The sequence below is a fragment of the Cupriavidus pauculus genome, from assembly GCF_022179805.1.
Lineage (GTDB): Bacteria > Pseudomonadota > Gammaproteobacteria > Burkholderiales > Burkholderiaceae > Cupriavidus > Cupriavidus pauculus_E.
The window spans coordinates 259,799-274,305 of sequence record NZ_BPUO01000009.1; the positions used below are offsets into that span (position 1 = coordinate 259,799).

Consider the following 14,507-nt stretch of genomic DNA (forward strand, 5'->3'; position numbering starts at 1 on the left):
AGCTTTCTGTCGGTGGCGGCGAGACCAGATGCGATTCCTCGTGAACAAAGACGGGTTGCATACGCGCGGGATAGCAGATTGGATTGGGCGCTATTGTCGGGCTATTGAACCAAAGTCGCTCCAATCATACGAACTGCGTCGCATGCATAGTTGCTACCCGACAACATTTCGCCGTTCTATTTGCTTTCAGTCCGTCGCAGAATGCCGCTTGGGCGATCGATAGCATCGAGGCGAGACACCGCTTTTCCGAGGAAACAACTGAAGCCGACGACCAGCGAAAAAGCAGAGGCTGACGCAGCAAGCTGGCGGACCGTACCTTCCTTCTTGGGATCATCGACCAGCCATTGGTGAACCTCCCAACCCACTCCATAGCGAAGCCATAGGAAGACCCCCACGACGAAAACGAAAGCCGAGGGTCGCTCGCGGGCTGACCTCACAACATCCCAGTTTGAGATTCCAACGGCCAGAATCAAGACAACGGCCAGCAGCGCGATAGCCCAGTCGGCCTGGCTGTAAACCAGCCTCGACAGTACTGCCAGTGCTATTGCCGCAGCGAGCGCCCCCACTACGCTCGTGGCAAGTCGCCCGGCTCGCTCATGGCCGGTGACATGGTCAATGCACACCACAGCAATCCATACAAAGACCCCCACGGCCGCACACCATGCTCCGAAAAGAACATGATCGACCGTATTTGGTAAGAGTGGGTGTAATTGCGCCTCCCATGCCCTCAGCGCAGCAACGCGCTCTATCACTCCGACGGAATAGTCAACGGGAGGGTTGGTGCGGATAGCGTACCGGTGACCACCGACGACCTCACGAGTGAACATCAAAAGCGCGCACGCAGCGAGAAAGATCGCTCCACAATCGACGACGAAGGCACGGACATTGAGCACAAGACGCTTGAGATTAATCATTCGCATGACCGGCTGTTGGAAAGGCACGTTTATGGACGATTGCGGCCTGCGGGTCAAGCAACAGGAAATTCACATATTCTGTTCGGAGCCGTGCCAAGGCGTGATCGGACGGGCATTCCCTTGCATTCGATAGGCGCCGCCAACTGTGCTTAAATTGCTAATCCCGAACTACAGCACGAAACCGCATGCTTCTCGTTGCCAATAGCACTCCCGAAGAATTTCGCGATGGTCCAAGTGCTCACGTGCCTGTATCGCTCCTGCTTTCTCTCCATAACGCCCTCGATCCGAGCCATGCATTACGGGGGACCGTACTGCGATTCATCGAATTCACGGCGGCTACCGACAAGAAAGCCCATTGGTGCCGAGCTATCTTGGCCGATGAAAGCGGCAATCTAGAATTCGAGCGCGATCTGTGGAATCGATCCACTAACCTTGGCAAGCAGGAGACGCGCTTCCTAGCGGCCGAGGAGGCTCTAGCCAAGCTTAGCGAAGAAATGGCTATGCTTTCCTTCTTTTTGAAGGATGAGCCGCAACAACCCCAACTTTCCAGCGGGCGCACAGCAGTTGTGCCAATGGCTCCGCCTGGTCCATCTCTCGCTCGACTCAAGGCGCACTCTGGGAACATCGCTGTTCTGGCCGATCAGATGAAATGCGGCTTGTCAAACAACCTTCTTGGCACCACGGAGACCCGTTACGACGTTTTTTTGCCCTCCGAAGGCGAGTATGACGGCGGTGCTGCAGAGCTGTTCACCGAGTTGCTCGAACGTGGTCACACGGCACAGATCGAATGCGGTTTCGATTCCTCCGTCATCGATCTATCCGCAAGTCTCTTCCTTCTGGTGCACGCCGGCGACTCGCCTGCGCGCGGAGTGGTCTCGCTGCATCGACATAGCGACGATGAGCTGAGTAACGGCGTCAAACTGGCCGAGTGGTCAGTATCCAAGGGCTCAAAAGACGATTTCTTCACCGTTGTCAACGGCGTCGAAGCGTTCATGACGGACGGATCGCGCAGAATTGACAGTGCGATATAACGGACCGCCCGAACCCCCAACATAGAAACCCCATGGCCAGCTTCCGCGATCCCGCGACCCTGCAACAACTCACCCGCGACCACTTTCATGCCGCCGCCGACGCCTGGAACGCCGGGAGGCGGGCAGCATCGCTGCGCCCAACGACCGACTGGACGGTCGAAATCGGCGGTGGCTGGTATCCGACCAAGGCGATCACCGGCGTTGCCCACGAAATCGCCGGCTTTGGCGAACTGACCCGCGCCACCTTGGCCGGGGACGCCGCACGCCGCCGGTTAAAAGCGCTCGGCTTCGAACTCGAGCGACGTCTGTCCAAGGACTCCGTGACAGCGGACCATGTCGAATCCGCCGCCCGCGACCTGCTTGCGGCCGGTCAAACCGAGGCCTACGAATTCCGCGGCAACCGGTGGCTCGTCCAAGTCGGAGACCACTGGTACGGATACCGAAACCTTGTGCGACGCGCCGCACACTGGGCGGGCCTGCCGGAGATCCGTGACACGAACCTCACCGAACCGCAGGGCGGACGTTGGCGCGACCGGCTGCGCGAACTGGGCTTCCGTCTCAGCGACGAGGAGCGCGAAGGGCAGCCGATTGCGCCTCTGACAGAAGCCACGGCCGACGACCTGACGGCGGACGCGGTGCGCGCTGCTGCTGCGGCCTGGGATGCCAAGGACAGCGCTTTCCAACAGGCGCACGCCTCTAGCGGCTACAACGTCTGGATCGACGGCGAGCCCTATCCGCCCAAGTCGATCGGGGTATTGGCTGCGGAGTCGCTCGGCCTGGCGCCGCCAACGGGGTACGGCTACGGCACCATGAACGGTCCGTGGTATCCGAAGCTGGCCGCGCTAGGCTTTCCAGTCCTGCGCAAGGACGAGGCCCCAGAAGGTAGCGGGCAACGGGAAAGCCAAACCGCCGCAGACGTGGAAGCGCTCAAAGTCGACCCATCGCTGGACGCCACCACAAAACAGCGCCTGGTGGACGCACGCCTGGGCCAAGGACGTTTTCGCAGCCAGTTGGAAGGTCACTGGGATGCGGCGTGCGCCGTCACCGGCGTTCGTGTCCGAGCGATTCTACGGGCCAGCCACATCCAGCCGTGGGCCGCCAGCGACAATGAGGAGCGACTTGACCCTCACAACGGCCTGCTACTGGTGGCCAATCTGGATGCCCTTTTCGACCGTGGCCTGATCAGCTTTGCCGACGATGGTACGTTGCTAATTGGCAAGGGCCTGCCCGACGACGCCGTGCGCGAGCTTGGCCTGACACAGTTGCGCCTGCGGAATAGCGCCAAGGGGGATGCCGCCCGGCGTGCCGCATTCCTGCGCCGGCACCGGGCAAAGTACAGCTACGACGACGCCACGAGTCTCTGAAGTTGCCATGGTCGCCGCCAAGCAAGATTCCGAGCTCGCCCCGTTGGAACGAGGCCCCACGCCGGCAGCGGCGTTCCGTCACGCGCCGCCAGTCGCATCGGGAGCATTTCGGGGTCCAGGGGGACATCATCCAGGGACGCATGTACCTATTGGAGGAGGGCGAGTAGCGCCAATCCGGCAGCCCGCTCAATTGCAATCCACCCCCAAGGTCTGCCAGGTGACAACGCGGCTGTGCCGCTGGCTCGCCGCGGTGGAGCACAACACCGATCAACTCACTCCAGACACACTGCCCAACTGTCATGACCGACTATTACTCTCTTGAGCTTCCGACGACGACTGAGCTATCCGGCGAAGATTCGCCGCTGTTGGTCACAGTTGATTCGCCCGAGTGGGCGAGGGCGGCCGCCGAGAAGCTGGGCTACTACTTCAAACGCGAACTGGGAACCGACTTCCCGCCTATGGAGGCTAGCGAGCACCCGGGAACTCGTGGCTTTATAACGTACGAGATCTATCTCTTTCACGAAGCCGCGCACGACCTATTCGAGGAGGATGCGCCCGCTTGTCGGCGCCTATTTGGCGCGTGCGGACTGCGACACGTCACCTTCGCGAACGAGCATGAGCCTCGGTGGGAAATGCAATGGGCGTGGTTTCACCCATTCTTCCGGCATCGAGGTCATCTAGCCAAGGCCTGGCCCTTTCTGCGCCAGAGCTATGGTGACTTTCTCATCCAAAGGCCACGTCGCCAGATATGCAGGCATTCGTCGGCAAACACGACGTGCCTCGCCCGAAATAGACGCCTTCGTCGCGACCCCTAAGCGGAAGCGCTCTCGGGGCGTGGGCGAACCGTCACTACCGACGCTGCCCTTTGTCAGCTTCAATCGAGGAGTCGGTTCAGAGCCCGCTATAGATACAGTTGTGATCCGCGGACTTCCTTCGTGCTGATAAACTAGCTTTGCGCCGTACGATGCTTCGACACCTGAAGAGCGATATGGGAGCCATATGACACAACTTACCACAGAGCAACTCTCATTTCTTAGAGCACAACGGATCTCACTGTCGTGGGTGTTTGATGCTTCCGGTCTTTCGGCAGCCGAACGCAAGAGCGTCATGAGCGCTCTCTCCAAAAAGTTCTACTATGGAGGGGCTTCGTGTAAGGCGGCCGGGCATTCATTGCGTACGAAGAGTGGCCACTGCATCCAGTGTGACACTTCGAAGATAGCCTATGAATTGCGCAGTTCTGCCAGCGGCCATGTGTACCTGGCGCATTCTCCAAGCACCGGACTCATAAAGATTGGCTACACGCAACAGCATCCGCAGGATAGAGGCCAATTCCTGCGTAACGAAGCCTACGGCGGAATTCAGGACTGGGACATCAAACGCCTTGCTGTATTAGATAAGGATGCGGGAAAGAAGGAATTTGAGATTCATCAACGCTTAGACCGATTTCAGAAGCCAATCCTTTACAAGAAAGGGGCGGTAGTCGTTGAATGCCGTGAGATATTTAGCTGTGATCTATCTAGCGCTATAATCATTTTCGATGAGATAGTTGCTAAAAAATCCTAACTGCGACGATCCGATCCGTCGGCTGTTGTCCGAAAATAGCACACGACTCCGCCCGCTCGTAAGCGAATTGAGTAGCGCTAATAGAACATGCCGCCGCATGCTACTTATCGATGGTTTGGAAACTGACGGGCGCCTTCGCGTGATCGAAAACTTGCGTGAAGTCCCATTCTTCGCCGTGCACTTCTGCGACCGGCAATCCAACCTCTCGGCGCAACCGCTGCGCGAGATTCCACGCATGCGCGCCAAGTATCCTTGCTTGCTTCCGGAGCTCCGCTGACATGGTGTAGCTGTAGCCCGCAGCAATGGGCTGATACTCTTTCGCTATCGCATGCCGGCTCGAAACCACTCGTACGCGCATGCCAAGAATGTCATTGGCAATACCTGGTGAAATCCATCGCCAATCCACGTCCTCAGGCAAAAATAGCTCTGGCATCGTATCGGCCGACACGCCGATCTCGCCGCCATGACGTCCGCCGTCCTCGACTTCCCGAAGCTGCTCGTCAATCGCCACGGCACAGGCTTGGCCAAAGGTTTCGAGGGACACAGCGATTAGTAGAGCGCTCCGCACGGTTTCGCGTCGCTGGTCTCGTCGGCGCTGTGCGAATATGACACCTTGGTTGAGGACTGCGACAACGACTGCGCCGCCAAAAGCCCAAGCCGCAGGTCCGATTTAAAATCCTGCTGTCGCCATTGTCCTAAAGTCCCAGCTTCGCCAACGCAGCAGGCAAATCCACCGACAAATTCTTGCCGGCGAGATAAGCGACGGAGCCATCATTGAGAGTCTTGGTGGCTGATTCCAGGTATTTCGAAAAGGGCGTGTCGTGTTCGAGATCACCGCGACCGTAATGCAGTAACGCTTTGACGTAGATCAGATCCTCTTGCGATAGCGTCGCGAGCAACCTTTCCACTGGATCGGGAAGAAAAATTGAATGGTCTATACTACCGCCGGTACTTATCTCATGCCGTTGGAGATCCAGCTTTACGAGTTCATCGATGGTCTTGCGTAGAGTCGGTGTCATAGCTAATCCTTCGTGGAAGAGGGCGTCGATTCGCCTGAAGCCAACGCCCGTCCGATCGGGGAGAGCGAAAAGCTTACCTGGTACTCAAATAGCGCGATGTTGGGCACTACGACGATCGCTTCCCGGAGTGCATCACTGATCGTTCTCGCAACGATCACTCCGCTAACGGCCTTTCCTTTGGCAAGGTTGAGGGTGACCCATCCCATGTAGTTTGCGAGTTGACCAATAGCCTTGTCCGGAGCCTGCCCACGCTTGAGTTCAAAAACTACAAAATTACCATCTTCGTCCGTTGCCAGGATGTCGATTCGGCGTCCACTGCTGGTCGGGTACTCGAGCCCATTGTTCCCATTCTCTCCGTAAAGTCGGAGCCGCCTGCCATGGACCGGGATCGATGCTAGATTGGCAGCGATAAATTCCTGAAGTTGCCGTTCGAGTTGAAACACGGTTTCAGTCGCTTCTTCATCGTCGACGCGGGACTCCTCGTCGCCAATAGACCCAAGGACCTCGTCAGCCTGTGCCAGAATGCCTGGCCGCCCGATACGAACTTCCGTATCGCTTTCGAAGATGCTCCAGCCCATCCGCTCGAACCCGCGGCGGAGCTTTTGAGAATTGTCGCCGTCAGGCGTCATACCTGGCGGAGTCTGCGCCGGATTTGAGCGACACCACTTCTTCATTTCGTGTAGTTGAATGCCACCGTCGGGCGCAGGTTCGACAATTAGGTAACGCTTGGGGGGTCGGCGAAACACGCAGACTCCTTTCGGAACACTCAATAGAACTCAGTAGGGGCGGGATACGCGCAATTGTGCGCTGGAATATTGCCTCGCACCTTCATTCGACGCAACGGGGCAACCCCGAACGTCCACCGGCCACGTCTCGTCTGCGTCAGGACTGCTGCGCAGGCCAAGCGTACGATCGACGATTCGCGCCTATCAGCAAGCTCGGCGCGGCTTCCGCCCGCGAATAGCAGGTCGACTAGATCTTCGGCGAGGCGAGGGGAGGGCCCCACCGGCAAGAGGGCTGCCGTCAGATCGGCGACCAAATCTCGACTCGTTACGGAGCCGCAAAGTGAGTTCACCCTCAAGAACGCCGACCCGATGTCGTTCACGCGAAACATCTCGTAGCCCACGCTCCACCTCCTCACGCAGCGCGGCTTCCGTGTTAGCGCTACGCTGGCGCAGTTCTTCGAGGGAACGCTGGATGGTAATGCTTGCCGTGCGCGCGCGATCGATCTCCAGCACCGAACGGCGAGCAGCTTCTTCGTAGCGTTCGGCTGCCATTTGAGCCTGCTCGCGCGTGGCCGCAAGCTCGGCGGCGAAATCCTTTCGAGCGCGGTCCAATGCATCGTCGCGCAACCGCATCTCCTCGCGCAATCCTGCAACTTCCTGCTCGAGGTTCTTCCTGCCTTCCAATGCTGCGGCAAGCCGGCTTTCGACCAGCCGGATCTCTGAACGCGCCGTGGCGAGTTCGGCCTCCACGCGCACGACCTCGGCCTGCTTCCGCTGAACCTCCTCACGAGCTTGCGCAACGTCGGCTCCGGCCTGCGCACGCTCCGCGCCAAGCTGGCCACGCTCGAGCCCCAAGCCCGTATCGGCATCGGCAACAGCGCGCTCCCACAACGTTCCCACCATGTCTGCCGCGAGTTTGAGAAGTTCTGGGCTCATGTCCGTGCGATCGATGCGAATGCGTGCCGTCGCCCGAATCTCGTGCCAGAACTCCCGCAGCACTGCGCCAGGCGTGCCCATAGAGCCTTTGCGCACAAGTTGATAGAGGCCATTAGCTGTTGGCGTGATCCCGTATTCAAGAAAGAGCAAGCGGCACACCTGTCGGTAGACCTCGCGCAGATTTCGAGAGCTACATTAGGCACTTACTAACGAAAGTTGCCGAGAAATGCATCTTGGTTTCAGGCCGATCTTTCCATGTCAGCTTTGCGTCAGGAGCGTCGATGAGAACGGATATTGGCGTACCCACGAGATACGCCGCGGCAGTGAAACTCCGCGCGAGCCAAGTCGGCGGTTTCGGCTCCAACCTTGGGGATGCGACTCGCCTGCAGATCCGCGTCCAAACTGACCTGGACGCCGTTTCGCTGTGGCTAGCCAACTATGTCGACAGCCCGGCAACGCACGCGAACTATCGAAAGGAAGCCGACCGCCTGCTGCTCTGGGCCCTCGCGGATGCTCTCAAGGGGCCGGCCGCGATCGCGCAAGAAGACCTGCGCCTGTTCCGCGCCTTTCTGGCGGCTCCCGAACGCAGCAACCCAATCTGGACAGTAATTGCGGAGGTCAAGCCCATTTCGTCGCTGACCCACGAGGACCTCACGCGCTATCGCCAATTCTTGGCGGACCCCCAGCCGGCCTCGACATGGATCACCGAAAACGGTGCCCGCTTCGCAACAGACGATCCGCGTTGGCGGCCCTTTGCTGGCCAGCTCGAGCCAGCGAGCGTCAAGCAGGCCGTCGTGATCCTGGACAGCATGTTCGGGTGGCTCGTCGAGTCAGGTTATTTGCGAGGCAATCCGCTAGGCCTGCTGCGCCAACGGCGCCGACGGCCGTCCCAGGGCGTCACACGCTATCTGCCAGCCGTGATGTGGCAACACGTGAAGGATTACGTCGGCGCCATGCCGCAAGGCAATCCGGCGGAGCAGCGCAACCACGCCCGCGCACGATGGCTGACCACCCTCCTCTATCTGATGGGCCTGCGGATCTCTGAAGTCGCTGCCGGCACGATGGGCAACTTCGTGCGCGAGATTGACGCCGGCGGCACGCAGCGCTGGTGGCTAGAAGTGGTCGGCAAGGGCCAGAAATACCGGCGCATCCCGGTTTCGGAAGAGCTGCTGCTCGAGTTAATGCGCTATCGCCAGGTGCACGGTCTCGCGCCCTTGCCAGCACGCAACGACCTGACCCCCCTGCTCTTGCCATTTCGCCGGCGTGCCGGCAATGCTTCGGGCGAAGGCGTCAATCGCAAAACGGTGCACAACGCGATCAAGGACGTTTTCGAGCGCGCGGCCGACTGGACGGAAGACAAGGGCGAGGGATACGTCGAGCACGCCGCCCACATTCGTGAAGCCTCCGCGCACTGGCTGCGACATACCGCTGCCTCGCACATGCTGGACAGCAAGATGGATTTGCGGACCGTACGCGACAACCTTGGCCATGACTCCATCAATACTACAAGCCAGTACGCGCATGAAGAAGACGATCGCCGCCATGACGAAACGACGCAGAGCCATCGTATGAACTGGTGATGACCCGCCTCGAGCTAACGTGCGAGCACCTTCTGGCGATAGGATGTTTTGACGCGCTTGGCGTCGCCGGCGACACTGCCTCAGGCGTGATCCGCTTCCGCGACGCCAATGGCCACGCCTGGACCGGCCTTGGCGATTTGCCGGATTGGCTGCAGCGCGCCGTCAATGCAGGACAGTCGATCGAGCACTTCCGCGTCCGGCGAAAGGCATAGCTTGAGCCAAGGCCGGTCCCGACCGAGGCCGTGTGGAACTGTCTCCCCTCGCACACAAGCGCCTAGCTGGAGCGGCCTAGGGGAAACCCCGATTTGCCTACGGAATTAATGAGATGTTGTAGGCACGCAGGGCTTGCAGCCAGCAGAAATTCTACAGCAGCCGAGCACGAGCGATACTTGACCAAGCCGTTAAAAGTGCTAACTTCGCAAAAATGCCCGACCGACGGTGGAGGTAAAAAATGTCTCGGATGCGCTTTTTGCTGCTCCTTACACTCTGCGTTTTATCCTCGCTCAGTTATGGTTGGGAAGTGAAGACGAAAACGGATTCTATGACCGATGAAGTGCGACGGTCTGCCGTGACACGTAATGCACAAGGCTTCGAACTTTCGTTCTATCGCATCAGTCCCGACGGCGCCGTGTGGGCAAATTTCTCGCTGCCGGACAATTTTGATGTCCTCGGCACCCAGTCCCCGATGTACCGAATTGACCAATTGAAGCCGGTTGACTTGAATGTGGGCCGGAACTCAAAAATCGCCGGGCTTCCCGAAATGGTGAGGCGCGAACCGAAGTGGATCAATTTCTTGGTGTGGCATGGTAAGGGCCAACTGCTGACCGGAACGCTGCGAGACTTTATGGATGGGAAGAGCGTGACATTCCGCTATTACCTGGCTACAGGTGGCAGCAAAGAGACGACATTCGATTTGCGAGGTGGAAAGGAGGCCATTGCGCAGGCCGTTGGCGTGGAGGCAAATCCGGACCCTGCCGCCGTTGACCAGGAAAAGGCTCGCAAGGCCGCCATGAACGAGGCGATGGAAAAGTGCAGCCATGAGTTTAATGGTTCCGACAGACAGACAATTCTGAATCGCATGAACTGCATGCAGCAGGCAGCGAAGGCAGCAGCAGAAGCTGAGAAGGCAGCGCGGTAGTCCGATGTATCTGGAATAAATATTCCTTGCCATAGTGCTTGCTGCGGCCACAAGCGCACCGAGCGTTTGCACCCAACGCTGCAATATCGATGTCGATGTCGGGTTCCATGTACGTACCGCCTATGGAAGGCAATTCATCCGCCACCACCTATTCGGAGTATTCGATTTCTTCACACGAATGGCGGCAATGGGTGTTAGCCGAAAAGGCCTTGGATTTTTGCGCCCAATCCCACTGCGCTGAAATGGCTAGCCGACGTATCCAAGCGTCCACATAAGTCGTGAATCGTCAATCACATAGAGGACTCGCTCAGTTAAATGAGCGTGTGGATTTGATCTGCCGCAAATAGCGGCGAGACTCACCGCTCAAAATAGTGCCTGTCGCGGACGGCAATCGTGTCGTCGCGTAAGTCTTAAAGTAGGCAACGACGTACCATGAAAGCCCCAGCAACTACCCTTATGCTTGCCGCAGCCATTCTGGCCGGCTGTGCCGGTTCGCCGGCACGTATTTCGATGATGGATGAGGCCGAGCTTGCTCAGCAATCAAGCGACAATCTTTGCTTGGCGTACAACTTCGGCAGTAACAAAGAACGAGTTATGACCGAGCTACAGAGACGCAACGCTCTCAACGCTCGTGACCTCGATAACGTCGCCGGCAGAACCGTCCAAATCGGGATGTCCCGGACGGGACTCTATTGCTCTTGGGGTCGTCCTGCCCGGATCAACAGCACGACAACGCGCTACGGTACTCGCGAGCAGTGGGTATATGAGCGTTCAAGCGCCTCCCGGCAATACGTGTACGTGGAAAATGGCGTGGTGTCTGCATATCAGAACTAGTGGGAAATGCGTTCCCCAGGCCGGCGAGTGACGAACTGCATTTGCGTATTGCCGTGCCGCTTCGTGTCCCACTTGCCGTAGCAGCACCATTTCTTTAGAGAAAGGGGTGCTACGCTACGACGCAAATATGGGGTACGTAGCAGCCTCGTAGGTGCTACGCAGCAGCCAAGATCGGTTTGCAATAAGGCGCTTCAGGTGCTACGCAAGGCGTGGGCGTAGCACCCCTCGTGCCAGACTGAAGGACGTGGCGGCGCGGTGCGCGGGCAGCTATGGTACCGCGGGATCTCTCAGAGTCTGCCGACGGTCGCCGGAGTGGACCGGCAATCCTTGCCAGTAAAGGCTTTCAGGGAAAGCGCCAGATTTAGCACGAAAAGTACGATTACCCCATTTTGAGGGGGGTCAGCGAGGATCTCAACAGATTGTTGAGCAAATCTGTTTGCACAAGCCTATTTTGTGATTTATGAATCGCTTTATAGCGTCCCTCAACCGTCGCTTTGCCAGCTGCAACAACGCTTCGGCGGTCGAAGGGCGGGATAACGTCGCAGCACGAGCACGTTTGGGTTGAGAACGCTTCGTTGGCTTCTGCAAACACCACGCACTGCCTGATGGGCCTTGTACTTGGGTATCTTTGATTTCCCTGCACTTTACCGGGGTAGCCAGCCCTAGCATCCGTGCGGGTTTCCGGGCGGCGCTCGCCTGACACCCCAGTCAAATCAGTCACTTGCTGACTGGTCCTTTGCTCCCCCTCCTGAACCGCTGATCGGCCCCTGGGCCCTCGGGGCGTGCCGGCGAGCCCGTGCGATGCCCCTGTTTCGGCAAGATAATGATAGTTATCCGTCTTTGATCATTTCTTACCCTAATCAAACGCCTTTCCTAACGTTAGGCTCGTGCGTTAGTTGGGAGCGCGTTCAACTCTGCCCGACGCCCGTCCCTAGCCACTACGCCCGACAGGATCCGGGCGACCTGCGGGCCCGATGCACGAAAGATCCTCCACTGCCAACGAGCACGCCCTATGGCGTAAAGCGTTCGACGATTGCGACATCGGTACTGCCAACGGAGCCGCCGAGCATGAGCACGCTGCCATCGGCAAGGACCACGGCCTGTGCCGCGGCGCGGCCGGCGGCCATCGGCGCGCCGGCGATCCACGTGTTCGTGGCCGGGTCGTAGATCTCGGTCGAGGTCGTGCGCACGCCACCGCTGCTGACCAGGGTGCCACCCGACACGAGCACTCGGCCATCGGCAAGCCGTGTGACGGTCGGGATCGAACGTGCCGAGATCATGCTGCTGGCCGTCCACGTCAGCGTGGTGGGATCGTAGCGATACGCGCGCGGAGCGGCAGCGCTTGTGGCATCGCCGAGGACGAGGACCGATCCATCGGCCAGTGTCGTGCCCATGGTCACGTTGCCGAATACGACGGGTGCGGGGGAGACGGACGTGCCGCTGTCGTCGATGGCGACAATCTCGGTGGTGCCGAGCAGGCCGCCGTTGCCGATGCCGCCCGCCAGCAGGACGTTGCCATCGGGCAGCCGCGCCGCGGCGTGCTGCGCGCGCGGGCTGGCCAGCGTGGTGGTCATCGTCGTCCAGGCGTTGGTGACCGGGTCGTAGACGTCCATGCTGGCCAGGTTCGTGACGAAGCCGCCGAGCTGGTTGAAGCCACCCGCGACGAGTACCTTGCCGTTGGCGAGCAGCGTGGACGACTGGTTCTGGCGCGCGTCACTCATGAGGCCCGCGGGACTCCACGTGCCCGTGGCGGGGTCGTAGATCTCCGCGGAGTCGGTTTCTATTTGCGAGAACACCTGGCCGCCCGAAATGAGCACGCGGCCATCCTGCAGCAGCGTTGCTGTATGGCTGCTGCGGGGCACGAACATCGTGCCAGTCGGCGCCCAGGTGTCGGTGGCCGGGTTGTACAGCCATGCGCTGTCGGTCGAGCCGCCGCCGGTGAAGCCGCCCGCGACGAGCACGAGCCCGTTATTGAGGCGTGTGGCCGTGAAGTAGTGCACCGGGAGTGGCATCGTTGCGGCTGCCGTACTCCAGCTGCCGCGCGACGTGATGGTGATCTGTACCTGCGCCTGCGCGCTGCCGGCCGTATTGCTGCCGGTAATCGTGTACGTGATGGCCGACTGGCCGGCCGTGGGCGTGCCGCTGATCACGCCGGTATTGGCGTTGAGGCTCAGCCCCGCGGGCAGCACAGGGGAGACCGTGAAGCTGGTGATCGCGCCACCCGTCGCCACGGGCGCGTTCGGCGTGATCGGCGTGGTGGTGAAGTAGATCGGGCTTGCCGTCGTGTAGGACAGGTTGGCGGGCGCGACCACGGCGGCGATCACCGTGATTTGCAGCGTGGCAGCGGTCGATCCGGTCACGTTGGTGCCGGTCACTGTGTACGTCGCGGCGGCCGTTGTGGCGGTGGGCGTGCCGCTGATGATGCCGGTCTGCGCGTCGAGCGAGAGGCCCGCCGGCAGCGCGGGCGCAATGCTGTACGCCGTGATGGGGCCGCCGCCGCTGGTCGGCGTGTTGGCCGCAATGGCCTGGCCGGCGGCGTACGTGACTGTGGCTTCGCGGTAGCTCAACGATACCGGTGCAGCCGCCACGCTGCGCACTTCGATCTGTACGCGCGCGGTGGCGCTGCCGGCCGCATTCTCTGCCGTGACCGTGTAGACGGCCGAAGCGCTTTCCGATGCGGGCGTGCCCGTGATGACTCCGCTGGCGCCGTCTAGCGAGAGACCTACCGGCAGGGCCGGGGTAACCGTGTAGCGTTCGATGGCGCCGCCGCTGGCAGTAGGACGATTTGGCACGATCGGACTGCCAACCGGATAGACGGCCGATGTCATGCCGTACGCCAGACCGGCCGGCGGATCCAGCGATGACTCGTCGGCCACGCATGCCGAGAGCAGGCACGTGAACAGCAGGAGCAACCAGATGATGACTCGCCGTGGCGATGGCGCGTGGGACGACACGTGTGCCCGCATGGTGGAAAACAGCGGTGCGAACCCGTGTGTATCGACGTCAGAGCAATAGAGCATGAACCCAACCCGTATCAAGAAAGGAGCACCGTCCGGCAGACTGGGCGAGAACGGCGGCGCCTGGACCTGGCGCGCGTGTGCGACTTTAGCAGAGGGACCCGAACTTCCGCGTCCCCCAATCAGGGGACACTAAAGTCGTTGAATTTAGTGCTTGACCGATAGTAATGCGAAAGAACTATCGGTCTGATTTGCCGATGCGCACGTCCATCCCCCTGCGAGTGAAGATGGATCGGCCAAGGCGGATTGTGGGGCTCTTCATCGCCATCTGATAGGCTTCATTTTTTTGAGATCTGAGTTCGGAGACTCTCAGCATGTATCAGATAAACGCTGACACCACGCGCAGCACTGAGTCGATAGCCTTTGCTTCGGGATATTGACCCGTC

Annotated in this window: 13 protein-coding genes; 7 read left to right on the top strand and 6 right to left on the bottom strand. The window is 59.8% G+C overall.

Annotation, left to right across the window (positions count from 1 at the left end):
• Positions 1–176: 176 nt before the first annotated feature.
• Positions 177–914 (bottom strand): hypothetical protein, encoded by a 738-nt coding sequence (locus MFF62_RS20365; protein ID WP_238264933.1) that lies wholly within the window; start codon positions 912–914, stop codon positions 177–179.
• A 185-nt stretch (positions 915–1,099) separates the two neighbouring features.
• Between MFF62_RS20365 and MFF62_RS20370 the strand changes: the two genes are divergently transcribed.
• The 3 genes from MFF62_RS20370 (at position 1,100) to MFF62_RS20380 (ending at position 4,872) form a co-directional block, all read left to right on the top strand.
• Positions 1,100–1,945, top strand: coding sequence for a hypothetical protein (locus tag MFF62_RS20370; RefSeq protein WP_238264934.1), 846 nt, complete (start codon positions 1,100–1,102; stop codon positions 1,943–1,945).
• Between the two features lie 32 nt (positions 1,946–1,977).
• Positions 1,978–3,309 (top strand): HNH endonuclease, encoded by a 1,332-nt coding sequence (locus MFF62_RS20375; RefSeq protein WP_238264935.1) that lies wholly within the window; start codon positions 1,978–1,980, stop codon positions 3,307–3,309.
• Positions 3,310–4,308: 999 nt separating this feature from the next.
• Positions 4,309–4,872, top strand: coding sequence for a GIY-YIG nuclease family protein (locus MFF62_RS20380; protein ID WP_238264936.1), 564 nt, complete (start codon positions 4,309–4,311; stop codon positions 4,870–4,872).
• Between the two features lie 100 nt (positions 4,873–4,972).
• On the opposite strand, the gene MFF62_RS20385 is transcribed toward MFF62_RS20380, so the two are convergent.
• The 4 genes from MFF62_RS20385 to MFF62_RS20400 form a co-directional block, all read right to left on the bottom strand.
• Positions 4,973–5,416, bottom strand: a complete 444-nt coding sequence (locus tag MFF62_RS20385) for a hypothetical protein (protein WP_238264937.1) — start codon at positions 5,414–5,416, stop codon at positions 4,973–4,975.
• A gap of 151 nt (positions 5,417–5,567) precedes the next feature.
• On the bottom strand, positions 5,568–5,891 hold the full coding sequence (locus tag MFF62_RS20390) for a hypothetical protein (protein ID WP_238264938.1): 324 nt from the start codon (positions 5,889–5,891) through the stop codon (positions 5,568–5,570).
• A 2-nt stretch (positions 5,892–5,893) separates the two neighbouring features.
• The gene (locus MFF62_RS20395) at positions 5,894–6,637 is read right to left on the bottom strand and encodes an endonuclease NucS domain-containing protein (protein ID WP_238264939.1); all 744 of its coding nucleotides are present in this window, start codon (positions 6,635–6,637) and stop codon (positions 5,894–5,896) included.
• Positions 6,638–6,820: 183 nt separating this feature from the next.
• On the bottom strand, positions 6,821–7,702 hold the full coding sequence (locus tag MFF62_RS20400) for a DNA-binding protein (protein WP_238264940.1): 882 nt from the start codon (positions 7,700–7,702) through the stop codon (positions 6,821–6,823).
• 131 nt (positions 7,703–7,833) lie between these two features.
• Here MFF62_RS20400 and MFF62_RS20405 point away from each other — a divergent pair, with 131 nt between their 5' ends.
• The 4 genes from MFF62_RS20405 (at position 7,834) to MFF62_RS20420 (ending at position 11,104) form a co-directional block, all read left to right on the top strand.
• On the top strand, positions 7,834–9,132 hold the full coding sequence (locus MFF62_RS20405; protein ID WP_238264941.1) for a tyrosine-type recombinase/integrase: 1,299 nt from the start codon (positions 7,834–7,836) through the stop codon (positions 9,130–9,132).
• Positions 9,132–9,344 carry an H-NS family nucleoid-associated regulatory protein gene (locus MFF62_RS20410; protein WP_238264942.1) on the top strand — a complete coding sequence of 71 codons (213 nt, stop codon included), beginning with the start codon at positions 9,132–9,134 and terminating at the stop codon, positions 9,342–9,344. Before MFF62_RS20405 ends, MFF62_RS20410 begins: the two co-directional genes overlap by 1 nt.
• Before the next feature lie 329 nt (positions 9,345–9,673).
• Positions 9,674–10,270, top strand: a complete 597-nt coding sequence (locus MFF62_RS20415) for a hypothetical protein (RefSeq protein ID WP_238264943.1) — start codon at positions 9,674–9,676, stop codon at positions 10,268–10,270.
• A 432-nt stretch (positions 10,271–10,702) separates the two neighbouring features.
• Positions 10,703–11,104, top strand: a complete 402-nt coding sequence (locus tag MFF62_RS20420) for a hypothetical protein (RefSeq protein ID WP_238264944.1) — start codon at positions 10,703–10,705, stop codon at positions 11,102–11,104.
• 1,010 nt (positions 11,105–12,114) lie between these two features.
• Here MFF62_RS20420 and MFF62_RS20425 read toward each other — a convergent pair.
• Entirely contained in the window at positions 12,115–14,016 is a 1,902-nt protein-coding gene (locus MFF62_RS20425; protein WP_238264945.1) for a putative Ig domain-containing protein, read from the bottom strand.
• Positions 14,017–14,507: the final 491 nt, after the last annotated feature.